The organism is Mycobacterium xenopi (assembly GCF_009936235.1).
Classification (GTDB): Bacteria; Actinomycetota; Actinomycetes; order Mycobacteriales; family Mycobacteriaceae; genus Mycobacterium; species Mycobacterium xenopi.
Map to the genome: position 1 here is coordinate 2,823,073 of NZ_AP022314.1, position 24,985 is coordinate 2,848,057.

Genomic DNA, 24,985 nt, shown 5'->3' on the forward strand with positions numbered 1-24,985 from the left:
CCGGCTTGTCACTCACATCTTCTCCCTCATTCGGTCTCACGAGGATGCCCAGGCCCCGCGTGGCGCAGCCACAACGTGCGCTTTTCGACATCGACGAGGTACCAGATCCTTCCGCCGCCGGTCACTTCGTATTGCCACTGCTCCATCTCCACCCCGCCGTGCATGCCCGACGCCAGCCGACCCTTCAGCCGATGATGGCGCGGGGTTGGCGCAGGACTTTGCGGGCGGCTGCGCAACTCGTTCCACGCAGTCGCGGTGTTCGCAGCGGCTTGCTGGCACAGCGATTCCCATCCCTTGACCGCCTCGCTGGTCGCGAAGCGCAACTCCCACTGCCCCCGCACAGCCGGCGGTGCGACACGATCTCCCCGTTTCGGACTCACTCAGGCGGCGGCACCCTTCCGTAGTCGCCGTCGCTCGGCGCGGCCAGCACCGCCGCCAACTCCGGATCGGCGAGTACCTCCGCGGTGTGCCGCCAACTCTCGATCACCTGAGCCACCGGCACCGGGTTGTCGATCGAGTCCGCGGCCCGCATCGTCGCCACCAACTCGTCGACGAACTCGTGGACCTCCTCCTGCGACAAGAACGCCACCCACGGGAACGCATCCGGCAAAGCCTCGGTCACCAGGTCACGCGCCCCGCGGCCATGCTGCATCATCGCCACGAACAGCCGAGACGTCGCCGACGCCGCCTCCCGTTGCTGAGCAGCCCGCGAGGCCGTGATCAGGACCAGATCCTCGGCGTCGCGCCGGCGCACCCGCAGGGGGCGACCCGCCGAACGGCGCAGCCAACGCTCGACAGTTGCCTTGCCCTTCAGCTGCAAGTCAGAAAACGACACCTCGTCCATGACATTAAAACTACTTCTAAAGTATTTCCTTGTCGAGGTCGGTGGCGCGTGACCGGGTGCTTTCTCAGCCGTGTATTGCATCCGCCTCCTCCCGCCACACGAGGAACTGCCCGGGCGAGCCCAGCTGAATCGGCTTGCGGTCCACCAGCGCTCCGGTCTGCCCACGTAGCTGAGGGAGCAGCACCCAAACCGGACGCCGCCGCGGCGCCGACAGGTCGCTGAGCGTGGCGAGAATGTCGAGATGCCCGTAGCGGGCCAGCGGCGACACCTCGGTGAGGATCAGCGGTTCGGCCCGGCTGGGGCCGTCGAACACCGACGCACGCAGCTCTTCGGTCAACTGAGGCACCACCCGGTCGATCACCGCGCGCAACCCGCGTGCGTCGCGGCTGCCTGGCTCCGCTGCGTCGGCGCTGCGAATCAGATTCCACGACACGCCCTGCCGCTCGGCCAGTTCCCGCATCGCGGCGATCAGACGCGTCGTCACGTCGAGCACCTCACCGTCGTAGGCAGCGGCGAGTTCGCGCGCCACCCGCTCGTGCTCGCCGGGCCGATCCGTCTGAATGGGCACACCGACCGCGAGGAATCCATGCTCGTCGATGCAGCGTCGCAGCGCCGCGCGGTGGTCCGCCCGTTGCAGCGCCTCTGCATCGAGGCCACCGGAGCCCGGCACCTGGGTCGGTGTGTGGGTGTGCATGGTGGTGGCGCTGGGCGGTTCGGGAACCCGGAAGCGGTAGGCATCGCCGTCCCACTCGAGGTCCAGTCCGGTCTGCGCGATCAGGGTGTCCAGATGCGGCCGCAGCGGAACTCGGTCCAGCTCGGGGAAGCGGGCGGTGACGCGGCTACGGACCTGCGACGGCGACAGCCGCTCGGACTGCGCCAGCCCCGTCAGCGCCACCCGCACCGCGGCCGCGGGCGGCATGCTGCGGTTGTGCAGCTCGCCGCGGCCCGACACCGCGGCATGGCGGGAGATGGCCGCGGCCAGCCGCACCAGCCGCCCATCCGCCGGCAACGGGATCTGCGCGTCAGTGTCATAGACGGCTCGGTAGCCGTCGAGGAACGCCGCCCTCAGTTCCCTGGCCGCCGTCGACGCGGGCACCAGGGCGGCGACATCGGCGGTGACCAGCTTGTCGGCCCGCTCCCCCGCAGCTTCGGCGGCGGCGAGCAGCATCTCGTCCTCTGCCAGCAGCGCCAGCCGCCGACCATGCCGTCGTCGCACGAACTCCATTGTCCCCGAAGCGGTTTCGTGCTCACTGAGCCGGTCCAGCGCCGCGCGCAGTAGGCCACCGGCCGTGCGGTCGTGCGCCGACCAGTCGGCCAAGGTGACGTCGGACTGCGGCAGCCGCGCGCGGATCTCGGCGGTCAGCGTGCTCACCGCGGCGACCCCACCGAAATCGGTGACCACCTGCTTGGCGATCTCGGTGATCGCGTCGAGCAATTCCCGGGCGTCGGTGTTCTTCGCCCAGTCGTCCTGCAGTTCCTTGAGCACCTGGATGCCGCGCGGAGTTGTCTTGCCCAGCTTTTCGGCCAGTTCGGCGCTGCTCGCGAACGCGTCCAGCCCCGGCGTGACACCCAGGATCAGCTCGGCGGCCCGCCTGCGGGTGGTGGCTGCCCGCGGTGCCGATACCGCCGACATCAACAATCCCACCGCGTCGTCGAGACCCATCAGTTGATCGGAGACGGTGCGCTGCTTGCCCAGCCGCTTGGTCCACTCTTGGTAGCGGGTGCGGATCTCTCTGCGGGTGTCCTTGGCCTCCCTGGCGACCAGCCTGTTGAGCGGGGTGGAGTCCAGCGCCAACAGCTCGCCGACGGTGGCGACCTGCGCGGTGGCCAACGCCGACACCGCCCGGGCGCTCAACCCCGCCGCGGCCAGCGGCGTCGACACGTCCGCCCGCGCGGCGGCCGAATCGCTTTCCTGCGGCGCGGTTTCGGTGTCGACGGCGCTGAAGATGGCGCGCCAGGCGCGCAGCATGTCCTCGGCGGTGTCGGGCCGTTTAGCCGCGTCGCGGGACAGCGCGGTGGTGAAGAACGCGACCATCGCCGCGGCGGCGGTCGGCTCGAACATGTCGGGAGTCAGCGTGATGTCGTCATCGACGGTGGCCGGGTTGGCGTTCGGGTTGGGCCCGTACCGGGGGCTCTTGCCGGTCGCCATCTCGAACAGCACCACCGCGGCGCCGTAGCGTTCGGCCGCGGTGTCGTACTGGCGGCGCCCACCAGTGCCCAGGAACGGGTCCAAGTACGGCGGGGTGCCGGCCTCGATGTTCTTGGGATCGACGCCGGCCATCGAGAAGTCGAAGATCACCAGATGCGAGTCGGCGCGTGAACTCGACTGGTAGACACCGAGATTCGCAGGTTTGATGTCGCGGTGCATCACCCCGTTGCGTTCCAGCGCCACCAGTGCCGTCAGCAGGTCGGTGCCCCACCGCTCCAGCACGTCAATAGACAAGCGGCCGCGGTTGTTGAGTTCCTCAGCCAGCGTGGTGCGCCCGGCGTACTTCAGCAGCAGCGCGGTGCGCCCACCGACTTCGACGACGCCGTGCAAGGTGACGATGCGGTCGTCGTTTTCGAATCGGCCCAAGATCTGCGCCTCGGCACGCAACCGCTCGGCGGCGTCGGCGTCCTTAGCCACCTTCAACACCCGTTCGGCGCCGCCCACCTGATGGTCGGCGACCAGGATGCCCACTGCCGTCGACCCGGCACCGAGCTTGCGGCGGTACGTGAACCGTCCGGCCAGCTCGGTTCCCGGCCCGGCTTCCAGCGGATCGGTGCCCGTCGCCTTGCCGAGCACGTCCTCGCGCGCAGCCGCGAGCCGTTCGAGAAACTCGGCCACGTCGGCGATGCGCTCGTCAGGCTTGGGGTTGGTGGCGTCGAGCACCAACTGGCGCAGCGAGGATCGGACCTGGGGCATCTCCGCGGCCAGATCCAGGCCGTGGTCGCGGCGGAGCCGGTCCATCAACTCGCCGCGTTCGGTGGCCGGTGACCGGCCGCCGGTCAGCACGTAGAACGCCAGGGCGCCCAGCCCGAAGACGTCGATGCGCGCCGGGTCTGCCGGGCGCGGGCCTTCCGGGGCGGCGAACAGCCGGGCCATGTCGCTGGGCGCAGCGGCCATCAGCGACAGCGAGCCGCTCGACAGGCGGCTCACCGCGGTGTCGGGGTTGGCGGGCAGCACGCCGGCGCTGTCCCAGTCGGTGACCTGCGGCAGCAGTTCGTCGCGTTCGCGGATCGCCACCGAACGCGGGTTGAGGCCACGGTGCACCACGCGGTTGCGGTGGGCGTAGTTGACGATGTCGGCCAGCCGACCAATCAGGTCCAGCTGTTGTTCCAACGACAGGTTCTTGTGGTCGGCCAGCCAAAGGTCAAGCGGCACATCACCTTTAGGTTGAGGAAACACCAGCCCGATCCCCAGTTCAGGCTCGTTGACAAGGTCTTCGGGGACCTGCAGCCCGTCGTAACGCAGCCGGGACAGCAGGTGGAACTCGTGGGTGACGGCCTGCTTGCGGGCGTGGCTGTCGGCCTTGGTCACGCCCTCACCGATGGTGTAGAAGCGGATGCGGGCGTGCCGTTCGGTGTCGACATGGTGAAATGCCGGCCAGTCCTGCCAACCGTCACCGTCGGCGAGGGGCTGCTCGTCGATGATCCACGACCCGACCTCGCGCTGGCGCCGCGGCGCCAGACCGATCGCCTTCATCAGCCCGTGGATGATCAAGCTGTTCTTCTCGCTGACCGGCTCTCGTCGGGCCGGGGCCAGCAGCCGTTCGGATATGCCGGGCAGGCCGGTCTTGTGGCTGAGCCCGTCCAGCCCGTACAGGTTGATCTTCGAGCTTTCCGGCAGCTCGCAGGTGAACTCCGGGTGGTGCAGAAACACCAGCTCCTGCACGTACGGGATGATGCCCGGGTCGTAGCCCGCCTTCTGCCGGAGTGTGTCTGTGAGCAGCGACTTGAAGTACTGGGCCTTGCGGCGGGTCAGCAGCAGGGGCGAGTCCTCCGCCCGCTGCCCGTTGCGCATCCACACGTGATCGTTGCCACGCAGGGTGCCCGCGTAATGCTTGAGCTCGATGAGATAGAGCGTGTCTCGGGCAAGCACCAGCAGATCGACCTCGTGCCAGCGGCCGCGATTGTCGCGGAATTCGAAATTCGCCCAGGCGCGAAACGGCGCCGCGTCGGGAAGAATCCGCTTGATGGCATCGAGCCCCTGCTGCTCGTGGGCGAATTGCGACTCGGCGATCTGGACCCAACGGCCATCCTTCACCGGTTGGGCACCTCCTCGTCGCTGTGAGCCGGTTTGCTGTCAGCAGTATCGGCTACGACACCGACAATTTTGGGCGAACCACGTGCCGCTCGGCGAGCCGGGTCTCGGCCCCACTAGTGCGCGGCCGCATCCCAAGAGCGGCCATAGCCCACCGACACCTCCAGCGGCACGTCCAGCGGATAGGCGCTGCCCATTTTGTCGCGCACCAACGCCTCGAGTTGCTCCCGCTCGCCGGGAGCCACTTCGAACAACAGTTCGTCATGCACCTGCAGCAGCATGCGCGACTTGAGCCCGGCCGCTTTGAGCGCCTTGTCGACCTCGATCATCGCGACCTTGATGATGTCGGCCGCGCTGCCCTGGATCGGCGCGTTGAGCGCGGCACGCTCCGCGGCCTCGCGCACCTGCCGGTTGCTGCTGTCCAGCTCGGGCAGGTAGCGCCGCCGCCCAGCACGGTCGAGGTGTAGCCGTCCTTGCGGGCCTGCTCGACGACGGCGCGCAGGTAGTCGCGCACGCCGCCGAAGCGGGCGAAGTAGGCGTCCATCTGCTCCTTGGCTTCCTCGGTGGAGATCTTCAGCTGCTGCGATAGCCCATAGGCGCTCAGCCCGTAGGCCAGCCCGTAGGACATCGCCTTGACCCGGCGCCGCAGTTCGGGTGTCACTTCGTCGATCGGCACGCCAAAAGCCCGGGATGCCACGAACGAGTGGAGGTCCTCGCCGGTGTTGAACGCTTCGATGAGCCCTTCGTCGCGCGACAGGTGCGCCATGATCCGCATCTCGATCTGGCTGTAGTCGGCGGTCATCAGCTCGGCGTAACCCTTGCCGACGACGAACGCGTCGCGGATCTGGCGGCCGGCCTCGGTGCGGATCGGGATGTTCTGCAGGTTGGGCTCGGTCGACGACAACCGCCCGGTGGCGGCGATGGTCTGGTTGTACGTGGTATGAATCCGGCCATCTGCGCTCACCGCATTCAGCAGCCCGTCGACGGTGACCTTCAGCCGGGTGGCATCACGGTGGGCGAGCAGATGCTCCAGGAACGGGTGCGCGGTCTTGTCGAACAGCGACTGCAGCGCGTCGGCGTCGGTGGTGTATCCGGTTTTGGTGCGTTTGGTCTTCGGCATGCCCAGCTCGTCGAACAGCACAACCTGCAGCTGCTTGGGTGAGCCCAGGTTGATCTGCTTGCCGATCACCGCGTAGGCGGCCTCAGCGGCGTCGCGGACCTGGTCGCCGAATTGGCTTTGCAGCTCGCTCAGCAGCTCCAAGTCCACGGCGATACCGGCGGCCTCCATGCCCGCCAGCACCGCTTGGACCGGCAACTCCATTTCGGCCAGCAACGACTGGGAGTCGATGCGGGCAAGCTCGACGTCCAGCGCGTCGGCGAGGTCGGCCACCGCGCGGGCCCGCAGAATCGTGGTTTGCACCGCCTGGTCGTCGACGCCATCGGTATCGTCGAGAAGCGAAAGCTGTTGCTGCTCAGGGGTTTCAGCGCGCAACTCCCGGCGCAGGTAGCGCAGCGACAGGTCGTCGAGAGCGAAGCTGCGCTGCCCGGGCCGCACCAGGTAAGCGGCCAGCGCGGTGTCAGAGGTGACACCGCCCAACGTCCAGCCGCGCCCGGCCAGGTCGTGGATGGCCTGCTTGGCCTCGTGCAACGCCTTGGGTTTGTCGGGGTCGGCGAGCCAGGCCGCCAACGCAGCGTCGTCGGCAGGGGTCACCGTGGCGGTGTCGATGTAGCCGCCCTCACCGTCGGCAGCGGCGATGGCCAGCGCGGTGGCCTGACCCCCGTAGGGCAGGTGGGTGCCCACGACCGCCAGCCCGCAGCGCCGGCCATCTCCGGCGTGTGCGGCCAGCCACTGCCCGACGGTGCCCGGCTCCAGCGCGCCGCCGCGCACGTCGAACCCCGCGTCGACTTCGGGCTCGACGGCTGCCAGCGTCTCGAACAGCCGGTCGCGCAGCACCCGGAACTCCAAGTGGTCGAACAGCCGGTGGATCTGATCCCGGTCCCAGGGCTGCAGCCGCAGCGTGTCGGGGGTTTGGGCCAGCGGCACGTCGCGGATGAGCTCGGTGAGTTCCCGGTTGCGCACCACGCTGGCCAGGTGTGCCCGCAGCGCGTCGCCGACTTTGCCTTTGACCGTGTCGACGTTGTCGACCAGTCCTTCCAGTGAGCCGTACTCGGCGATCCACTTGGCGGCGGTCTTTTCGCCCACGCCCGGGATGCCGGGCAGGTTGTCGCTGGGGTCGCCGCGCAGCGCGGCGAAGTCCGGGTACTGCTTGGGGGTCAGCCCGTATTTGTCGACGACGGCCTCCGGGGTGAAGCGGGTGAGGTCGCTGACGCCCTTGCGCGGGTAGAGGACGGTGACGTCGTCGCTGACCAGCTGCAGCGCGTCGCGGTCGCCGGTGACCACCAGCACCCGGTAGCCCTCTTTCTCGGCTTGGGTGGCCAGCGTCGCGATGATGTCGTCGGCTTCGAAACCCGGTTCGGCGAGCACGGTGATGCCCAGTGCGGCAAGGACTTCCTTGGTGATGTCGATCTGGCCGTGAAACTCGTCGGGGGCCGAGGTCCGGTTGGCCTTGTATTCCGGGTAGCGGTCGGCGCGAAATGTCTCCCGCGACACGTCGAACGCGGCGGCCACATGCGTCGGCTGTTCGTCGCGCAGCAGGTTGATCAGCATCGCGGTAAACCCGTAGACCGCGTTGGTGGTCAGCCCGCCGGCGGTCTTGAAATTCTCCGCGGGCAGTGCGTAAAACGCCCGGAACGCCAGCGAATTGCCGTCCAACAGCAGCAGTGTCGGCTTGTCTCCGTTTGCAGTCGGGGCTTCCGCCGGCGCGGTGGCCGCGGCTTTGGCTGGGCTCACGGCCCTACTCTATGCATCCGGTCGGACAGCGGCGCCAAACTGCAACACGTTTCAGTTTTGCCCCGGTTGTCGGTAGGCTGGCCGCGTGCCAGCAACAACCCGCCAGCAGCCGGCGATCGAGGGATGGTTCGCCACCGACGAGGCCGGTGTGCCGCATCTGATCGGCAGCAAGTGTCCGCGATGCGGCACCTACGTGTTCCCGCCGCGCCCCAACACCTGCCCCAATCCCGCCTGCGACGGGGACCAGCTGGACGCGGTCCCGTTGTCGCGACGCGGCACGCTGTGGAGCTACACCGAAAACCGCTACGCACCCCCGCCGCCCTATCCGGCCACGGACCCGTTCGAACCGTTCGCTGTTGCCGCGGTCGAGCTGGCCGACGAGGGCTTGATCGTGCTCGGCAAGGTGGCCGACGGCACGCTGGCCGCCGACCTGACGATCGGCATGGAGATGGAGCTGACCACCATGCCGCTGTTCACCGACGACAAGGGTGTGGAGCGCATCGTCTACGGCTGGAGGATCGCGTGACTACACCTGAGCCGCTGTACATCCTCGGCGCCGGGATGCACCCGTGGGGCAAGTGGGGCAACGACTTCACCGAGTACGGTGTCGCGGCCGCGCGGGCGGCGCTGGGCGAGGCCGGCCTGCAATGGCGTCAGATTCAGTTGGTGGCCGGCGCGGACACCATCCGCAACGGGTATCCCGGTTTTGTCGCCGGTGCGACCTTCGCGCAGAAGCTGGGCTGGAACGGCGTCCCAGTCAGCTCGAGCTACGCGGCCTGCGCCAGCGGATCGCAGGCGCTGCAGAGCGCGCGCGCCCAAATCTTGGCCGGTTTCTGCGACGTGGCGCTGGTCATCGGCGCGGACACCACTCCCAAAGGGTTTTTCGCGCCGGTCGGCGGTGAACGCAAGAACGACCCGGACTGGCAGCGATTCCACTTGATCGGGGCGACCAACCCGGTGTATTTCGCGCTGCTGGCTCGCCGGCGCATGGACCTCTACGGAGCCACCGCGGAGGATTTCGCGCAGGTGAAGGTCAAAAACGCGCGGCATGGACTGCAGAACCCCAACGCCCGCTACCGCAAGGAGGTTTCCCTCGCCGACGTGCTGGCCAGCCCGGTGGTGGCCGATCCGCTGCGGTTGCTCGACATCTGCGCCACCTCCGACGGCGCCGCGGCGCTGGTGGTGGCCAGCGCGAAATTCACCCGCGAACACCTCGGTTCGCTGCGCGGTGTGCCAGCGGTGCGCGCGGTCAGCACCGTCACCCCGCGCTATCCGCAGCACTTGCCCGAACTGCCCGATATCGCAACGGATTCCACTGCGGTGGTGCCTGCGCCGCAGCGGGTGTTCAAGGATCAGATCGTCGATGCCGCCTACGCCGAAGCCGGCATCGGGCCCGAAGACTTGAGCCTGGCCGAGGTCTACGATTTGTCGACCGCGCTGGAGCTTGACTGGTACGAACACCTGGGGTTGTGTCCCAAGGGCGAAGCCGAGGCGCTGCTGCGCAGCGGGGCGACGGCGATCGGCGGCCGGATCCCGGTCAACCCGTCGGGTGGGCTGGCCTGCTTCGGTGAAGCGATTCCAGCCCAAGCCATCGCGCAGGTCTGCGAGCTCACCTGGCAGCTGCGCGGCCAGGCCACCGGTCGCCAGGTCGAGGGCGCCACCGTCGGGATCACCGCCAACCAGGGCCTGTTCGGGCACGGCTCCTCGGTGATCGTGGCCCGCTAAGTGCGGGTGAGCAGACGTAAAACGGGCTGTTTCACGTCTGCTCGCGCGTCGGGTCGAGGGTTTCGAGCACCACTTCGGCGACGCGTTTCATGGTGGTGCGCCGATCCATCGCCGCGCGCTGGATCCACTTGAACGCCTCCGGCTCGGTCATGCCCTGTTTGGTCTGCAGCAGACCCTTGGCCCGTTCGATGAGCTTGCGGGTCTCCAACCGGTCGGCGAGCGTCGCCACTTCGCGTTCCAGTGCGGTGATCTCGCTGAACCGACTGACGGCCAGCTCGATGGCCGGAATGAGGTCACTGACGGTAAACGGTTTCACCAGGTAGGCCATCGCGCCCGCGTCGCGGGCCCGCTCGACCAGGTCGCGCTGGCTGAACGCGGTCAGCACCACTATCGGCGCGATCCGCTTGCTGGCGATCTCCGATGCGGCGTCGATTCCGTCGCGGCGCGGCATCTTCACGTCCATGATCACCAAGTCGGGCTTGAGCCGCTCGGCCAGTTCGACGGCCTCCTGCCCGTCGCCGGCCTCACCGACGATGTCGTAGCCCTCCTCGCGCAGCATTTCGGCCAGGTCCATCCGGATGAGTGCCTCGTCCTCGGCGATCAGAACCCGGCGCGGGCTGGCAGCGTCGACGTCGGTCGTGGAGCCGGTCATGACGACATTGTGTCGCGGACGGCGGCCACCAGCGACCGCGGGGTTGTGACACCGTCCCACCGCACGCATCCTCTATGGTGGGAGGCCGGAAACCGGCACGCCCTCGTATCCCAACTGGCAGAGGAAGCGGACTCAAAACCCGTACAGTGTGGGTTCGAATCCCACCGAGGGCACCAATGCTGTTCACCATCGGCCACGGCGCGAAAACAGCCGAGCAGCTCACCACGGCGCTCCGTCAACACGGCATCGAGCTGCTGGTCGACGTGCGAAGCTTTCCCGGGTCGCGCCGCAACCCCGATGTGTCCAAGCAAGCCATGCCGAAGTGGCTGCGCGACGCGGGCATCGGTTACCGGCACGAGCCCGAACTGGGCGGCAGGCGCAAACCGCCGGATGACCCGTTGCCCAGCGACCACTGGTGGGATAACGAGCAGTTCGCCAACTACGCCGCTCATACCCGCACCCCGGGATTTCACGCGGCGTACCGGCGGCTGTTGCGCGACGCCGACACCTGCAACGTCGCCATCATGTGCGGCGAACCGGTGTGGTGGCGTTGCCACCGGCGCATCATCGCTGATCTGGCCACCCGTGACGGCTATCCGGTGCACCACATCATGCCCAACGGGTCATTGTCAGAACACCCCATGTCTGAGTGGCTTGCCGGAGACCGGCCGGACAACTCTTGACAACGTATTTCTGGAATGACCAGCTCACCGGTAGGCTTTCGGCGTGGCCGCCAAGGCCAGAGGCGCCCCACGGTCAGAAACGGCCGATTCGTCGCGAACATCGTGCTGTGTCGCAACAGTGCGGGCACAGCCACGTGCCCGCAGCCAGCACTACGCCGACAGCGCGTCCCGACGCCGCCGGGTGCTCAACATCAACTCCGCGATGGCGGTACTGGTATGTGCGAGCTACGCCATTGTCGGACTTGCGGTCGGACACCCGGTGTGGCGGACTCAGCTGGTCAACCTGCTGGCCGCTGCTGTGTTCGCCGCGGTGCCGTTACTGCATCGCTTTGGCGAACTTGTTGCGCCGCTTACCTTTATCTGCACCGCTTACCTTGCGATCTTCGTCATCTGCTGGAACGTCGGCACTGGCTCGGGGCTGCAGTTCTTCTTCCTGGTGACAGCGTGCCTGGTGGTGTTGCAGCTCGGCATCGAACACATCGCGTTGGCCGCGACGCTGGCGGCGATCGCCGCCGCCCTGGTGATCGCGTTGGAGTTCCTCGTCCCGCGCAACACCGGATTGCAGCCGGCGTGGGCCCAGTCGATGGGCTTCGTCATCGCCGCCGTCTCCGCGTGCGTGATGGTGGTCGTGACCATGTGGTACGCGCTGCGCGAAATCGCCCGCGCCGAAGCCGTGATGGAAGTCGAATACGACCGGTCCGAGGCGCTGTTGGCCAACATCATGCCGGCCAGCATCGCGGCCCGGCTCAAAAATCCGGCCCACAACATCATCGCCGACAAGTACGACGAGGCCTCGGTGCTGTTCGCCGACATCGCCGGCTTCACCGAACGGGCCAGCAGCATCGATTCGACCGAGCTGATCCAGTTCCTGGACCGCCTCTACACCGAGTTCGACGCGCTCGTCGACAAACACGGGCTGGAGAAAATCAAAGTCAGCGGCGACTCCTACATGGTGGTCAGCGGGGTGCCGTGGCCGCGCCACGATCATGTCCAGGCGCTGGCGGATCTCGCGCTGGACATGGCCGACGCCGCCGCCGAACTCAAAGACCCGCATGGGCGTGCGCTGCCGCTGCGCATCGGCCTGGCCACCGGGCCGGTCGTCGCCGGGGTGGTGGGATCGCGCCGTTTCTTCTACGACGTGTGGGGCGACGCCGTCAACGTCGCGTCCCGGATGGAGTCCACTGACCCCGAGGGCAGGATCCAAGTGCCTCAGGAGGTCTACGAACGGCTGAAAGACGACTTTGTGCTGGAGGAACGCGGGGATGTCGAGGTCAAGGGCAAAGGCGTCATGCACACTTGGTATCTCGTCGGCCGCAAGCCCGGGGCGCGGTCGGGTCGCCTGCATAGTGGCGCACCGCAAATCGCCGGCGTCTGACGCCTGCCCCAAACGCCGCACCCAGCTCGCGCGATATGGGACACTGCGCTGATGGAACCCACTTCTGTCCCAAGCTTATTGCCGCATCTGTGGAAGTCGACGCTGGTTTCCGGGATTCTGGCGCTGGCCCTCGGCATCCTGGTATTGGTTTGGCCGGGGATAACCATTCTGGTCGCAGCCATTGCCTTCGGCGCCTATCTGTTGGTCACCGGCATCGCGCAGGTCATCTTCGCCTTCAGCCTGCACGTGTCAGCCGGTGGCCGCGTGCTGCTCTTCATTAGCGGTGCCGCATCGCTGGTGCTGGCCGTGCTAGCCTTCCGGCACTTCGGCAACGACCCGCTGATCGCAATCCTGTTGCTGGCGATCTGGATTGGCGTCGGCTTCATCTTCCGCGGTGTGGCAACGTCGATCTCGGCGATCAGCGACCCCAACCTGCCTGGGCGAGGCTGGGCGATCTTCCTCGGTGTGGTCAGCCTGCTTGCCGGCATCGTGATGATCGCCTCGCCGTTCGAATCGCTCGCGATACTGACGCTGATCGTAGGCATCTGGCTGGTGGTCATCGGCGTGTTCGAGATCGTGTCGTCGTTCGGCATCCGCAGCGCATCCAAAGCGCTGGACAACGCGCTGTCGGGGGGAACCGGCGCGACGCCGCCGGCCGGCGGACCTTAGCGGCACACCCCCACCAGCTATGTACTACACTCTGTCGTAGTACTTGATCCGCGGTTCGGGGAGCTGTCATGGCGAGGCGAGCGTCCTGAGCACCGGCCGACGTGCGCCCCTGGACCCGCGGCTGTGGCGGGCTTCGAGCGCGCTGCGCCGTTTCCTGGTCGCTACCGTGGGCTGTGGTGTGGTGATCGCCGCCTGCGCACTCGCCTCGGCGATTGTGCTGGCCCACGTCGTGGCCGGAATCATCACCGAACCGTCCCCTCGAAGCCTGCGGCAGTGGACGTCGGCCTTGTCAATCCTGTTGATGCTGTGGACGATTCGCACGCTGGCGCATTGGCTGCAGGCAAGGCTGGGCCAACGCGGTGCCAGCGCGGTGATCGCCGACCTTCGTGCGCAGGTGTTGACCGCGGTGACGGCGCAGGCGCCGAGACGGCTGGCGACGCAGCGCGAGGCCGCCGCTGCGGTGGTAACCCGCGGTCTGGATGGATTACGGCCATACTTCACCGGATATCTGCCGGCGTTGCTGCTTGCCGCCGTCCTGACCCCGGCCACCGTCGTAGTGATGGCGGTCGACGACCTGAAGTCGGCCGCGATCGCGTTGGTGACGTTGCCGCTCATTCCGGTGTTCATGGTGTTGATCGGCGTGGCGACCGCTCAGCGATCCGCTGCGGCGCTGGCCGCCATGACGACGCTGCAGGCCAAGCTATTGGACCTGATCGCCGGGATTCCCACGCTGCGGGCGTTGGGCCGTGCCGCCGGCCCGGAACAACGCATCGCCGAATTGGCTGCCGCACACCGACGTTCGGCTATGGCGACGCTGCGCATCGCGTTCTTGTCAGCATTGGTGCTCGAACTGCTGGCCACGCTGGGCGTCGCGTTGATCGCCGTCGGTGTCGGTCTGCGCCTGGTGTTCGGGCAGATCAGTCTTGCCGCCGGTTTGACGGCCTTGTTGCTGGCCCCCGACCTGTACTGGCCGCTGCGGCGTATCGGCGTGGAATTTCATGCCGCCCAGGACGGCAGGACCGCGGCCGATAAAGCCTTCGCGCTCATCCAACCGCCGCCGAGGAGCCGGCCCGGACGGCGAATCGGCGGCGCGCAGGGCGCGACGATTCGAGTCGAGAACCTCAGCGTCGACGGCCGCGACGGCGCCGCACCACGGAATCTCGACGTGGTGCTCGAACCGGCGCAGGTCACGGTACTGACCGGTCGAAACGGGGCGGGCAAAACCACCGCGCTGCAGGTCATCGCCGGGCTCATCGCACCGAGCACCGGCAAGGTGACCGTGGCGGGAATCGACATCGCCGAGCTCGAGCCGGCCAGCTGGTGGCGGCAGCTGTCGTGGCTACCGCAACGCCCGGTGCTGCTGCCCGGCACGGTCGTCGACAACTTGAACCTCTTCGGCGAGCTGACCGACCCTGACACAGTCTGCCGTGCAGTGCAATTCGACAGTGTGGTGGCAAAGCTGCCCGACGGGTTGCAGACCGTCCTGGGACGCGACGGGGTGGGATTGTCGCTAGGAGAACGTCAACGCTTGGCTTTGGCGCGCGCGCTCGGATCGCCGGCGCCCGTGCTGTTGTTGGACGAGCCGACCGCACACCTCGACGCCGACTCCGAGGCCCGGGTTTTGCGTGCCGTCGTCGAGCGGGCGCGGGCAGGGGCCACCGTGGTGGTGGTCGCTCATCGCGAGCAGGTCGTCGCGATCGGCGACCAGGTGGTGGAGGTGCGCGCCGAGCGTCATGCGTATGTCTGATTCGCTGCTGACCGCGGCCAGGTTGCTGCGGCCACGGCTGTCGCGTCTGCTGCTCGCCGTCACGCTCGGTGTGCTGGCGCTCAGCAGCGCGCTGGCGCTGGCCGCGGTTTCGGCGTGGCTGATCACGCGCGCCTGGCAGATGCCACCGGTGCTGGATCTGTCGGTGGCGGTCGTTATGGTGCGGGCGTTGGCGATTTCTCGCGGAGTGCTGCACTACTGCGAGCGCCTGGCCACCCACGACACCGCCCTGCGGGCCGCGGGCAGCGCGCGGGGCCGCATCTATCGAGGCCTGGCCCGGGGACCGGTCGACGCGGTGGCGCGGCTGCACAGCGGCCAGCTGGTGAGCAGGGTCGGCGCCGATGTCGACGAGTTGGCCAATGTGCTGGTGCGCGCGGTGTTACCGATCGCGGTTGCCGCGGTTCTGGCGCTGGCGGCAACGACGGTCGTCGCCGCCATCTCGGCCCCGGCGGCGGCCGTGCTCGCGGCATGCCTGCTCGCCGCCGGCGTCGTCGCACCCTACCTGGCCGCACGAGCAACCACGGCACAGGAAACCGTTGCCCGCCAACATCTTTCCGAGCGCGACGTGGCAGCCATCATCGCTCTCGACCATGCGCCCGAACTTCGGGTCGGCGGCGCGCTGGCTAGGGTCATTGCGGAATCCACACGGCGACAACGCCGGTGGGCCGATGTGCTGGACGCCGCGGCGAAACCGGCCGCCGTTGCCGAGGCGATGCCCACCGCGGCGATCGGGGTCAGCGTACTGGGGGCCGTGGTGGCCGGTATCTCGATGGCCTCCTCGGTCGCGCCGACCACGCTGGCGATTCTGATGTTGCTCCCGTTGTCGGCGTTCGAGGCGACGAGTGCGCTGCCCGGCGCCGCAATCCAGCTGACCCGCTCGCGGATTGCCGCGCGGCGGCTGCGGGAGCTGATCCCGTCCGATGCGACCCGCCCGGTTACGCGCGCTGCGACGTCCCCGCCGCCGGCGACGGCTCGACTGACCGCCGTCGATATCAGCACAGCTCACCCCGACGCGACTGGCTCAGCGCGGATGAGTGTGGACCTGCCGCCCGGCGCGAGGCTGGCGGTCACCGGTCCCAGCGGCTGCGGCAAGACCACGCTGTTGATGACGCTCGCTGGCCTGCTGCCGCCGCGGCTGGGCCGCGTCGAGCTGAACGGAACACCGATCGACGTGCTGGCTGAAAGCGAGCTGCGCAGGGCCGTGTGCTTTTTCGCCGAAGACGCCCACATTTTCGCCACCACGGTCCGGGACAACTTGCTGGTCGCCCGCGGCGACTGCGGCGACGACGAGCTCGCTGAGGCTTTGCACCGCGTCGGCCTCGGTCGCTGGCTGGCCGGTCTACCCGATGGCCTGGCGACAATGCTGAGCGGCGGCGCGCAAGCGCTGTCGGCGGGTCAGCGCAGGCGGTTGCTGTTGGCTCGTGCGCTGATCTCACCGGCTCGGATCCTGCTGCTCGATGAGCCGACCGAGCACCTTGACGCCGCCGACGCCGAAATCCTGTTGCACGACTTGCTCGACCCCCACGGCGGGCTGATGACCGCCGCGCGAACCGTGGTGGTGGCTACTCACCAGCTGCCCAACGACATTCGGTGTCCGCAACTGTGCGTCGGCTGCGACGGGTACGCTGGCTGCCGGTCGTCGACGCCGCCCGATGTGGAGCGCTAGCAATGACAGATTCCCCGGACCATCCCTCCGACACCCCACCGCCCTACCAGCCGTATCCCTATCCGCCCGGATCCTACCCCCATCCCCCACAACAACAACCGTACCCATTTACGGTGCCGCCTCGCGTCCTGCGCAACGGCTTGGGCACCGCGTCGTTGGTGCTTGCCGTCATCGCGCTGCTGGGGGTGTGGTCGGTGTTCGGCGGTGTCATCCTCGGCGTCGCGGCCAGCGTGCTGGGAATCGTTGCTTATGGGCGAGTTCGCCGCGGTGAGGCCGACAACGGCGGCGTCGCGGTGGCCGGAATCGTGCTGGGCGCCATAGCGATTGTGGTCGGGCTGATCTTCATCGCGATCTGGGCGGCACTGTGGCACGACATCGGCGGTGGCGACTACATCGATTGCTTGCAGCGGGCCGGGTCGAATCCAGCGCTGCGACAGCAATGCGTGGATCGGTTTCGGGAGAACTTCGAAAACAGGCTCAGCGTCACCCTCACTCCGCGACCATCATTGCGGTAGAACGCTACAGCCGGCGCCGGCGGGGCATGAACTCCAGCGACAACAACACATACAGCAGTGGGAACAACTGCCGCAGCTGCACCAGCGCGTAGCGTCGGCCGTCCAGCGAGTGGAATTTACGCAGATATCGGTACAACGACTCCAACGCGATCAGTGGATCCAGTAGATGGATCAGCCGGTAGAACAGGCTCTGCATCCGGTTGCGATGCTTTTCGTCGAAGATTTCCGGGAACGCCGCGAACGCCAGCGACAACCGTTGGGCTCCCATATCTTTGGCGGCCATCACCATGTCGACGGACAGCCGCTCGTCGAGCCCGTTCGGCGCTCCCCGGCGACGCCACGGCACGTCGAGACTGATGTCGCTGCCGTGGCCGGCGGTTGCGTAGCGGTGAAAGCCCTGTACCTTACCCGAGGCGTCGCGCGCGATGATCAGCAACACCCCCGGGTATCGGCCTTCCAATGCGCCGTCGAGGGCCATGCAGAAACCGCGTTCGGTGTGGGCCCCCTTGGGGGATGCGCGCAACACCTCGGTCAGCTCAGCCAAAAGGTCGTCGTCGAGTTGCTGTTCGGACGCGATTTCGGTGGTGACACCGAAGTTGTGGGTGCGCTGGACGGCCTGGCGCAGGTTACGGAATTTGCGCCCCACCATCTCGAAGTTGGCCACGTCGATGACGACGTCTCGGCCAATCGGTATGGCCCGCAAGGATTGTCCCACCACCGCCGGGTCGGTCCACAAGTGCAGCCGTCGCTCGCTGCACGCCAGCACCACCAGCCGCCACCCGCGGGTATGACACTGCGCGGCGAAGTCGGCCACCAGCTGCGGGAACTGCGCCTCATCGCCGATCGGGTCGCCGCTGACCACCGCGTAGCCGATCCGGGTGCGATACGCCAGGGCCGCGTTGCCGTCCGCGCTGAAGTGGTAGCACTTGCCCGTCTGCATGGCGAACGGCGCCAGCGGGTCGCCGCTGGTGGCGTCGACCAGCGCCCACACCCGCGGCACGTCGGCTGCACGCGGGCGAGCCGAGGTGGGCCACATCAACGCCAGACCCGAACCCGCGATCAGCACGTCGCCTAGCAGGTCGAACGACAACACGTGTGCGCCCAGCCCGGCGAACAGGACGAGGACAGCGATGCTGGCGTGCAAGGCGGTGACCGGCCGGCCCAGAAAGATGCCACGAGCGATCAGCGCCACCGCCGCAAGCACGGTCAGCGACCACGCCAGTCGCCCGGTGGCCTGCCAGTCGGGGTGGCGGTGATCGTGGGCTATCAGGGCGACCAGCCAGCATGCCGCGCTGAGCAGGGCCAACGCGCCAACCCAACGGGCGGCCGGGGAGTCGACGTGTACGACCACTCGCTCGCTGGGACGCAGCTTGGGCGTGACGTCGACCGACGAAGTGTTCACCCCCACCTCCGGTTGCATTGTTCGCCGCTCAAACGGTGGCGCATCGTCGGTCCAGCCCCTACATTCTGCCTGCCCGCTCACCGGGAACGCTACGCCCGGATCGCGGCCGGCGGGGCGGGTCGGCGGACGCCAAATCAGCGTCCGGGGAAATACTTCACGACGCCTTCTTGTACGACGGTCGCCACGAGCTGTCCAGTGCGGTCGAAGAAGTGCCCGGTGCCCAGCCCGCGCGAGTCGGCGGCCACCGGCGACGACGTCGAGTACAACAGCCAGTCGTTGAAGCTGACCGGCCGGTGAAACCACACCGAATGGTTGACGGTCGCGGCGAAGATCCGATCGTAGCCCCACGACAGTCCATGGGTGGTGATGATGGAGTCCAGCACTGTGGTGTCCGACGAATACACCAGCGCCGCGGTGTGCAGCACCGGGTCGTCGGGTAGCACACCGTCGGCTTTGACCCACACCCGGTTGTGCGGGAGCCGTTCGCCTTTGTCGCGCATCACCCATGACGGGTCGTTGGTGTAGCGCCATTCGATGGGTTGCAGCGCATTGACGAACTGCGGAACGGTGTTTTCGTAACCGCGAAGCAGCTCACCGATTTTCGGCAAACTCTGCGGTTCCGGGACCTGCGGAGGGTCGATGCCGTGCTCAAGTCCGCGACCGCCGGACAGATACGAGATCATCGCCGACGACAACAGGGTGCCGTCTTGCATCGCGTCGACACGACGGTTGGCGAATCGTCGTTCGTCACGCAGCCGGATCACGCGGAACTCGATGTCCTTGCTGGGATCACCGCCGTTGATGAAGTGCACCGACAGCGCGTTAGGCGGCAGGTCGCGGGTACGGGTGCGGCTGGCTGCCACCAATGACTGCGCCATCAACTGGCCACCGAACGTGCGCAACGGGTGTTTGCTCGGATGGGATCCGATGAAAATGTCGTCGCCGACGTCGTTTAGATCCAGCACCGCAAGTAGTTCGTTGAAGTCTGACATCGGCTAGACATCGTCCTCGCCGATCCGGTGCACGTGGATCAGGTTGGTCGAGCCCACTGTGCCCGGCGGAGCGCCCGCGACGATGACGACGAGGTCACCGCGTTTGTAGCGGCCCAGTTCCAGCAGCGACTTGTCGACCTGGCGGATCATGCCGTCAGTGGACTGCATGTGCGGAACGATGAAGGTCTCGGTGCCCCACGTCATGGCCAGCTGGCTGCGCACCTCGGGCAGGTCGGTGAACGCCAGCAGCGGCAGCGGGGTGTGCAGGCGGGCCAGCCGGCGCACGGTGTCGCCGGATTGGGTGAACGCAACCAAGGCCTTGGCGTCGAGCCGCTCGCCGATGTCGCGGGCAGCGTAGGAGATCACGCCACGCTTGGTGCGCGGGATGTGCGTCAGCGGCGGGGCGGCGACCGAGTTCTGCTCGACCGCGCAAATGATCCGTGACATCGTCTTGACCGCCGCCAGCGGATACTTGCCGACCGCGGTCTCGCCGGACAGCATCAGCGCGTCGGCGCCGTCGAGGACGGCGTTAGCGACGTCGGAGGCCTCGGCCCGGGTCGGTCGGGGGTTCTCGATCATCGAATCCAGCATTTGCGTCGCGACGATGACCGGCTTGGCGTTTTCGCGGGCCATCTGGATAGCGCGCTTTTGTACCAGCGGCACCTCTTCCAGCGGCAGTTCGACGCCCAGGTCGCCGCGGGCCACCATGATCGCGTCGAACGCCAGCACGATCGCTTCGAGGTTGTCGATCGCCTCGGGCTTCTCCAGCTTGGCGATCACCGGCACCCGTCGGCCGAACCGATCCATCACGTCGTGGACCAGCTCGACGTCCGACGGCGAACGCACGAACGACAACGCCACCATGTCGACGCCGAGGTCCAGCGCAAACTGAAGATCTTCAATGTCCTTGTCCGACAAGGCCGGAGCTGACACGTTCATTCCCGGCAGCGACATGCCCTTGTTGTTGCTGACCGGGCCGCCCTCGGTGACGGTGCACACCACGTCGTCGCCTTCGACGTTTTCGACCTGCAGGCCGATTCTGCCGTCGTCGACCAACACCTTGTCGCCGGCCACCGCGTCGTTGGCCAGTTGCTTGTAGGTGGTCGACACCCGGTCGTGGGTGCCCTGGCAGTCGTCGACCGTGATGCGCACCGTCTCACCGGTGGCCCAATACGTTGCCCCGCCGGCGAAGCGGCCCAGCCTGATCTTCGGGCCTTGCAAGTCGGCCAGCACGCCGACCGCGCGACCGGTGGCATCAGAAGCGGCCCGCACCCGCTCGTACGCGGCTTTGTGGTCGCTGTAGTCGCCGTGGCTGAAGTTCATTCGGGCGACGTCCATTCCGGCCTCGACCAACGCTGGAACCATCTCGTCGGTGTTGGAGGCCGGGCCGAGGGTACAGACGATCTTGCCGCGCCTGTTCACGACGCCTCAGCATAGTCGCGCTTGTCGGTCAAAGCTCGCGTTGACGCACGCCCCAGCACGGCAAATCGTTCACAGACCAGCGGCGTCAGCCCCCCTGGGGAAGCCGATTGTTGTTGCGTGCGAGTCGAATTCGATCCCATACGTTTACCCGCCGGTAACTGTCGGAACCAGTGGGAAACCGGAAAGGTTGCGCAGCACCGTCCACGCGATCGCCGCGGCGGCGATGGTCAGCACGGCGGGTATCGGCAACACCGGATCGCGTCGGCGGCGCAGAAAGATCCACGTCCCCAACATCGGCAGGCCCACGAGCAAGAAAGCGTTGTCGGCGACGGCCGCCGCCAGGTCGGCGTGCAGCACGTCATGCAGCATCCGAAGCCCGCCGCATATCGGGCAATTCCACCCGGTAAGCGCCTTGAACGGGCACAGTGGGAACAGCGAATGCGGGTTGTGCGGATCGACCAGGCCGATATAGGCGACGGCGGCAGTCAGGAGCGCGCCGCAGCCGAGCAAGGCGGGTAGTCCACGCCGACCGCTCGATCGGGCGTTCTGGGGTAATCGGCTAGGTGCCATCGCGCAGTGGGCGGCCCTGGGGGTCGCGCACTTTGTCGGTGAGGATCAAAACCGCGTCCACGATGCCCCAGATCACCGGAACGACGGCGCCGAAACCGAAGGTCAGGACGGCAACAAGCAAACCGATCAGCAGCTGCGCGACGCCCAGCCCCGTGTAGCCGAGGTAGATGCGCCCGAAGCCGAGGAACCCTAACAACCCGATCAGCTGCAAAAGCCCGGCGACGACCTTCGATTTATCCGACAGCGGCTCACCGGTCACGGGATGCCGGCCGTAGGGCGCGGTGGGATCGACGTAGCCTGCGGCACCTCCGGGCGGCGGCGCATAGGGCGGCGGGCCCGCTGAGCGCCACTTGTCGTCGGGGGTGCCTTGCTGCGGCAAGTCGGTCACCCCTTCAGCATGCCAGATCGGCCCGCGATCGCAGGCGCGCGCTTACGACCCGTCTTCGGGCTCCTTGGACTCGGCGTCCGTGGCTTCGGTTTCGTCGGCCTGGTCTTCGGCGGGGTCGTTTGCGGGTTCAGCGGCGGCGGCGTCCGTGGCTTCGGTTTCGTCGGCCTCGGCGCGCTCTGGTACTTCGGTGTCTTCCGTTGTTTCGGACGGCTCGACCGGCTCGTCGGTGTTGGTGCCACTGGGCGCCGGAACCGGTTCCTCCTCGACGGCCGGGCCGCCGGCACCGCCGAGGGTTGCGGGATCCTCGCGTCCTCTCGGCGCCAGCATCACATAGACCACTGCACCGATGAACACGAACGTCGATGTGAACGAGTTGATCCTGACCCCGGCGATGTGGGTCGCCGGGTCATCGCGTAATAGCTCGACCCAGAAGCGGCCCACGCAATAGCCGGCGACATACAGTGCAAACAGGCGACCGTGGCCGATCGTGAACCGCCGATCCAGATAGATCAGGGCGACGAATACCAGGACGTTCCACAGCAATTCGTAGAGGAACGTCGGCTGCACCACCATCGCCAGCTGGCCGGTCGACACCCCGTCGAGGGAATGCACGTCGACGAATCCCGATGGATCGCGCCGGTAGAACACTTCCATGCCCCACGGCATGGTGGTCTCGCGGCCGTAAAGTTCCTGGTTGAAATAGTTCCCGAGCCGGCCGATGGCCTGTGCGAGCACGATACCCGGGGCCACCGCGTCAGCGAAGGCCGGCAGCGGGATGCCGCGGCGGCGGCAACCGATCCACGCGCCCACGCCGCCGAGCGCCACCGCACCCCAGATTCCCAAACCGCCGTCCCAGATCCGCAGTGCAGCGACGAGACCGGCACCGCCGCTGCCGAAATACGTGCGCCAGTCGGTGATCAGGTGATAGAGCCGGCCGCCGACCAACCCGAAAGGCACCGCCCACAGCGCGATGTCGTAGATGACACCACGCTCGCCGCCGCGCGCCGCCCAGCGTCGATCCCCGATCAGCAGCGCAACGACAATGCCGGCGATGATGAACAGCGCATATGCTCGGATGGGAATCGGGCCCAGGTGCCACACCCCGCGTGGCGGGCTGGGGAAGTAGGCGAGAATCCTCGTCATGGTACGGAATCCCTTTGACGCACACCGATAGCCAGCTCCTCGGCCAGTGCGCGCAACGCTGGCATGCCCTCGGCTAAAGCCGACACCAGCGCTGAGCCGACGATGACGCCGTCAGCGTAGCCGGCAATTTCTGCGGCCTGCTGTCGTGACCGCACCCCCAACCCGACACCGACCGGTATGTCAGACACTGCCCTTATCCTGCGCACCAATTCGGGTGCGGTTCGCGAGACCACATCGCGTGCTCCGGTCACACCCATCGTCGACGCCGCGTAGACGAAGCCCCGCGACGCCTCGATGGTCGCCGCCAGGCGCTGCGGTGTCGACGAGGGGGCGACCAGGAAGATCCGATCCAGACCGTGCTCGTCGGATGCGGCCAACCACTGTTCGGCCTCGTCGGGAATGAGATCAGGCGTGATGAGTCCATGCCCGCCGGCGGCGGCCAAGTCGCGCGCAAACGCGTCAACCCCGTAGCGCAGCACCGGGTTCCAGTACGTCATCACCACTGCGCGGCCACCGGCGGCACTGATCGCCTCGACGGCGGTCAAGGTGTCGCGAACCCGCACCCCGCCGCGAAGTGCGGCCTCGGACGCTGCCGCGATGGTTGGGCCGTCCATGCCGGGGTCCGAGTAGGGCAACCCCACTTCGATGAGGTCACAGCCACATTCGACCAGCGCGATCATCGCCGCGATCGAGGTTTGCACATCGGGATACCCGGTGGGCAGGTATCCGATCAAGGCCGCCCGATCGCTATTCCGGCACGCGTCGAAAAGTGGTGCGAGCCTGCTCATCTGGCTCTGCTCTACGGTCATGTCCGGCCGTTGCCTTCCGCATCGAGCAGGCCGAACCACTTCGCGGCGGTCTCGACGTCCTTGTCACCTCGGCCGGACAGGTTCACCACAATCACTGCGCCGCTGCCCATCTCGGCGCCCAGTTGCAGAGCGCCGGCCACGGCGTGGGCTGATTCGATCGCCGGGATGATGCCTTCGCTGCGGCTCAGCAGCCCGAACGCGTCCATCGCCTCCGCATCGGTGACAGCCCGGTACTCGGCGCGTCCGGTTTCCCGCAGCCACGCGTGTTCTGGCCCTACCCCGGGGTAGTCCAGGCCGGCCGAGATCGAGTGCGATTCGATGGTCTGGCCGTCGTCGTCCTGCAGCAGGTACGAATACGAACCGTGGAACGCCCCGGGTGATCCGCCGGTGAAGGTGGCGGCATGCCGGCCGGTTTCGATGCCGTCGCCGGCGGCCTCGAACCCGACCAGCCGAACCCCGGGATCGTCGAGAAACGCATGGAAGATACCAATCGCGTTCGATCCGCCACCCACGCATGCGGTCACCGCGTCGGGCAGCCGACCCGCCTGATCCTGGATCTGCACCCGCGTTTCGAGCCCGATGATCCGCTGGAAGTCGCGCACCATGGTCGGGAAGGGATGCGGACCCGCCGCGGTGCCGAAACAGTAATACGTGCTCTCGGCGTTGGTCACCCAATCCCGGAACGCCTCGTTGATGGCGTCTTTGAGGGTCTTCGAACCGGATTCGACCGACACGACCTCGGCGCCCAGCAGCCGCATCCGCGCCACATTGAGTGCTTGGCGCGCGGTATCGACCGCACCCATGTAGATGACACAGTCCAGCCCGAGCAACGCACATGCGGTGGCAGTGGCCACCCCGTGCTGTCCGGCACCGGTCTCGGCGATCACCCTCGTCTTGCCCATCCGCTGCGCCAGCAGCGCCTGGCCGAGCACATTGTTGATCTTGTGAGAACCGGTGTGGTTCAAGTCTTCTCGTTTGAGGAAGATGCGAGCCCCGTGAGCATGCGCGCTGAGCCGGCGAGCTTCGTACAGCGGCGACGGCCGGCCCGCGTAGTTCGCCTGCAGCTTGTCCAGGGTGTCGAGGAATTCCTGGTCGGTGCGGGACTTGTCGTAGGCAGCGGTGACTTCCTCGATGACCGCCATCAGCGCCTCGGCGACGAAACGGCCGCCGTACACGCCGAAGTGACCACGGCTGTCGGGGTCGTGGCGAGTGGGTTCGGCGACGGCCGCACTAGAGCGAGGAAGCTCCGGGCCCGAAAGATCTGCCATCAC

20 protein-coding genes, 1 tRNA gene and 1 pseudogene are annotated in these 24,985 nt (G+C 67.3%); 9 read left to right on the top strand and 13 right to left on the bottom strand.

The window, feature by feature from the left end:
* Window positions 1-26: 26 nt before the first annotated feature.
* The 4 genes and pseudogenes from MYXE_RS13120 to polA form a co-directional block, all read right to left on the bottom strand.
* Window positions 27-380 (bottom strand): hypothetical protein, encoded by a 354-nt coding sequence (locus MYXE_RS13120; RefSeq protein WP_071700404.1) that lies wholly within the window; start codon window positions 378-380, stop codon window positions 27-29.
* On the bottom strand, window positions 377-844 hold the full coding sequence (locus tag MYXE_RS13125; protein ID WP_071700403.1) for a hypothetical protein: 468 nt from the start codon (window positions 842-844) through the stop codon (window positions 377-379). The genes MYXE_RS13120 and MYXE_RS13125 overlap by 4 nt, the downstream gene beginning before the upstream one ends.
* Before the next feature lie 64 nt (window positions 845-908).
* Window positions 909-5,090 (bottom strand): BREX system serine/threonine kinase PglW, encoded by a 4,182-nt coding sequence (gene pglW / locus MYXE_RS13130; RefSeq protein ID WP_085198287.1) that lies wholly within the window; start codon window positions 5,088-5,090, stop codon window positions 909-911.
* Between the two features lie 113 nt (window positions 5,091-5,203).
* Window positions 5,204-7,938: pseudogene (gene polA, locus MYXE_RS13135) on the bottom strand (DNA polymerase I).
* 85 nt (window positions 7,939-8,023) lie between these two features.
* Between polA and MYXE_RS13140 the strand changes: the two are divergent.
* Entirely contained in the window at window positions 8,024-8,464 is a 441-nt protein-coding gene (locus MYXE_RS13140) for a Zn-ribbon domain-containing OB-fold protein (RefSeq protein WP_071700400.1), read from the top strand.
* Window positions 8,465-8,499: 35 nt separating this feature from the next.
* Complete coding sequence (locus MYXE_RS13145; protein WP_050947692.1) at window positions 8,500-9,663, top strand: lipid-transfer protein; 1,164 nt, start codon at window positions 8,500-8,502, stop codon at window positions 9,661-9,663.
* A 31-nt stretch (window positions 9,664-9,694) separates the two neighbouring features.
* Here the strand turns inward: MYXE_RS13145 and MYXE_RS13150 are convergent, their stop codons facing one another.
* Window positions 9,695-10,315, bottom strand: a complete 621-nt coding sequence (locus MYXE_RS13150) for an ANTAR domain-containing response regulator (RefSeq protein WP_003920370.1) — start codon at window positions 10,313-10,315, stop codon at window positions 9,695-9,697.
* A 99-nt stretch (window positions 10,316-10,414) separates the two neighbouring features.
* Here MYXE_RS13150 and MYXE_RS13155 point away from each other — a divergent pair.
* The 7 genes from MYXE_RS13155 to MYXE_RS13185 all read left to right on the top strand — a co-directional run bounded on the left by MYXE_RS13155 (window position 10,415) and on the right by MYXE_RS13185 (window position 16,988).
* Window positions 10,415-10,491, top strand: a tRNA-Leu gene (locus MYXE_RS13155).
* Window positions 10,492-10,998, top strand: a complete 507-nt coding sequence (locus tag MYXE_RS13160; RefSeq protein WP_003920369.1) for a DUF488 domain-containing protein — start codon at window positions 10,492-10,494, stop codon at window positions 10,996-10,998.
* Window positions 10,999-11,041: 43 nt separating this feature from the next.
* Window positions 11,042-12,373 (top strand): adenylate/guanylate cyclase domain-containing protein, encoded by a 1,332-nt coding sequence (locus MYXE_RS13165; RefSeq protein ID WP_003920368.1) that lies wholly within the window; start codon window positions 11,042-11,044, stop codon window positions 12,371-12,373.
* Between the two features lie 33 nt (window positions 12,374-12,406).
* Window positions 12,407-13,042, top strand: a complete 636-nt coding sequence (locus tag MYXE_RS13170; protein ID WP_086009169.1) for an HdeD family acid-resistance protein — start codon at window positions 12,407-12,409, stop codon at window positions 13,040-13,042.
* A 166-nt stretch (window positions 13,043-13,208) separates the two neighbouring features.
* Window positions 13,209-14,789 carry a thiol reductant ABC exporter subunit CydD gene (gene cydD / locus MYXE_RS13175; protein ID WP_039889913.1) on the top strand — a complete coding sequence of 527 codons (1,581 nt, stop codon included), beginning with the start codon at window positions 13,209-13,211 and terminating at the stop codon, window positions 14,787-14,789.
* Entirely contained in the window at window positions 14,776-16,473 is a 1,698-nt protein-coding gene (gene cydC / locus MYXE_RS13180; RefSeq protein ID WP_415624425.1) for a thiol reductant ABC exporter subunit CydC, read from the top strand. Before cydD ends, cydC begins: the two co-directional genes overlap by 14 nt.
* A 2-nt stretch (window positions 16,474-16,475) precedes the next feature.
* The gene (locus tag MYXE_RS13185) at window positions 16,476-16,988 is read left to right on the top strand and encodes a DUF4190 domain-containing protein (protein WP_085198298.1); all 513 of its coding nucleotides are present in this window, start codon (window positions 16,476-16,478) and stop codon (window positions 16,986-16,988) included.
* A 4-nt stretch (window positions 16,989-16,992) separates the two neighbouring features.
* Here the strand turns inward: MYXE_RS13185 and MYXE_RS13190 are convergent, their stop codons facing one another.
* From MYXE_RS13190 to trpB, 8 genes are all read right to left on the bottom strand, one after another.
* The gene (locus tag MYXE_RS13190) at window positions 16,993-18,408 is read right to left on the bottom strand and encodes a bifunctional lysylphosphatidylglycerol flippase/synthetase MprF (RefSeq protein ID WP_112650139.1); all 1,416 of its coding nucleotides are present in this window, start codon (window positions 18,406-18,408) and stop codon (window positions 16,993-16,995) included.
* Between the two features lie 116 nt (window positions 18,409-18,524).
* Window positions 18,525-19,382 (bottom strand): acyl-CoA thioesterase II, encoded by an 858-nt coding sequence (locus MYXE_RS13195; RefSeq protein WP_085198301.1) that lies wholly within the window; start codon window positions 19,380-19,382, stop codon window positions 18,525-18,527.
* A gap of 3 nt (window positions 19,383-19,385) precedes the next feature.
* Window positions 19,386-20,804 (bottom strand): pyruvate kinase, encoded by a 1,419-nt coding sequence (pyk, locus tag MYXE_RS13200; protein WP_003920361.1) that lies wholly within the window; start codon window positions 20,802-20,804, stop codon window positions 19,386-19,388.
* 144 nt (window positions 20,805-20,948) lie between these two features.
* A complete protein-coding gene (locus MYXE_RS13205; protein ID WP_415624426.1) occupies window positions 20,949-21,374 on the bottom strand; it encodes a DUF2752 domain-containing protein in 426 nt (141 codons plus the stop codon).
* Window positions 21,364-21,762 carry an NINE protein gene (locus MYXE_RS13210; protein WP_003920359.1) on the bottom strand — a complete coding sequence of 133 codons (399 nt, stop codon included), beginning with the start codon at window positions 21,760-21,762 and terminating at the stop codon, window positions 21,364-21,366. The genes MYXE_RS13205 and MYXE_RS13210 overlap by 11 nt, the downstream gene beginning before the upstream one ends.
* Window positions 21,763-21,804: 42 nt before the next feature.
* On the bottom strand, window positions 21,805-22,905 hold the full coding sequence (lgt, locus tag MYXE_RS13215; RefSeq protein ID WP_085198306.1) for a prolipoprotein diacylglyceryl transferase: 1,101 nt from the start codon (window positions 22,903-22,905) through the stop codon (window positions 21,805-21,807).
* Window positions 22,902-23,714, bottom strand: coding sequence for a tryptophan synthase subunit alpha (trpA, locus tag MYXE_RS13220; RefSeq protein ID WP_085198309.1), 813 nt, complete (start codon window positions 23,712-23,714; stop codon window positions 22,902-22,904). Before trpA ends, lgt begins: the two co-directional genes overlap by 4 nt.
* Window positions 23,711-24,982, bottom strand: a complete 1,272-nt coding sequence (gene trpB / locus MYXE_RS13225) for a tryptophan synthase subunit beta (RefSeq protein WP_003920356.1) — start codon at window positions 24,980-24,982, stop codon at window positions 23,711-23,713. The genes trpA and trpB overlap by 4 nt, the downstream gene beginning before the upstream one ends.
* Between the last annotated feature and the right edge of the window lie 3 nt (window positions 24,983-24,985).

Bases quoted from the DNA above. Each gene is read 5' to 3' on its own strand.
- MYXE_RS13125 (WP_071700403.1), bottom strand. From the start codon at position 844: ATGGACGAGGTGTCGTTTTCTGACTTGCAGCTGAAGGGCAAGGCAACT.
- MYXE_RS13145 (WP_050947692.1), top strand. From the start codon at position 8,500: ATGCACCCGTGGGGCAAGTGGGGCAACGACTTCACCGAGTACGGTGTC.
- MYXE_RS13150 (WP_003920370.1), bottom strand. From the start codon at position 10,315: ATGACCGGCTCCACGACCGACGTCGACGCTGCCAGCCCGCGCCGGGTT.
- MYXE_RS13160 (WP_003920369.1), top strand. From the start codon at position 10,492: ATGCTGTTCACCATCGGCCACGGCGCGAAAACAGCCGAGCAGCTCACC.
- cydC (WP_415624425.1), top strand. From the start codon at position 14,776: ATGCGTATGTCTGATTCGCTGCTGACCGCGGCCAGGTTGCTGCGGCCA.
- MYXE_RS13185 (WP_085198298.1), top strand. From the start codon at position 16,476: ATGACAGATTCCCCGGACCATCCCTCCGACACCCCACCGCCCTACCAG.
- MYXE_RS13190 (WP_112650139.1), bottom strand. From the start codon at position 18,408: ATGCAACCGGAGGTGGGGGTGAACACTTCGTCGGTCGACGTCACGCCC.
- MYXE_RS13195 (WP_085198301.1), bottom strand. From the start codon at position 19,382: ATGTCAGACTTCAACGAACTACTTGCGGTGCTGGATCTAAACGACGTC.
- MYXE_RS13205 (WP_415624426.1), bottom strand. From the start codon at position 21,374: ATGGCACCTAGCCGATTACCCCAGAACGCCCGATCGAGCGGTCGGCGT.
- lgt (WP_085198306.1), bottom strand. From the start codon at position 22,905: ATGACGAGGATTCTCGCCTACTTCCCCAGCCCGCCACGCGGGGTGTGG.
- trpA (WP_085198309.1), bottom strand. From the start codon at position 23,714: ATGACCGTAGAGCAGAGCCAGATGAGCAGGCTCGCACCACTTTTCGAC.
- trpB (WP_003920356.1), bottom strand. From the start codon at position 24,982: ATGGCAGATCTTTCGGGCCCGGAGCTTCCTCGCTCTAGTGCGGCCGTC.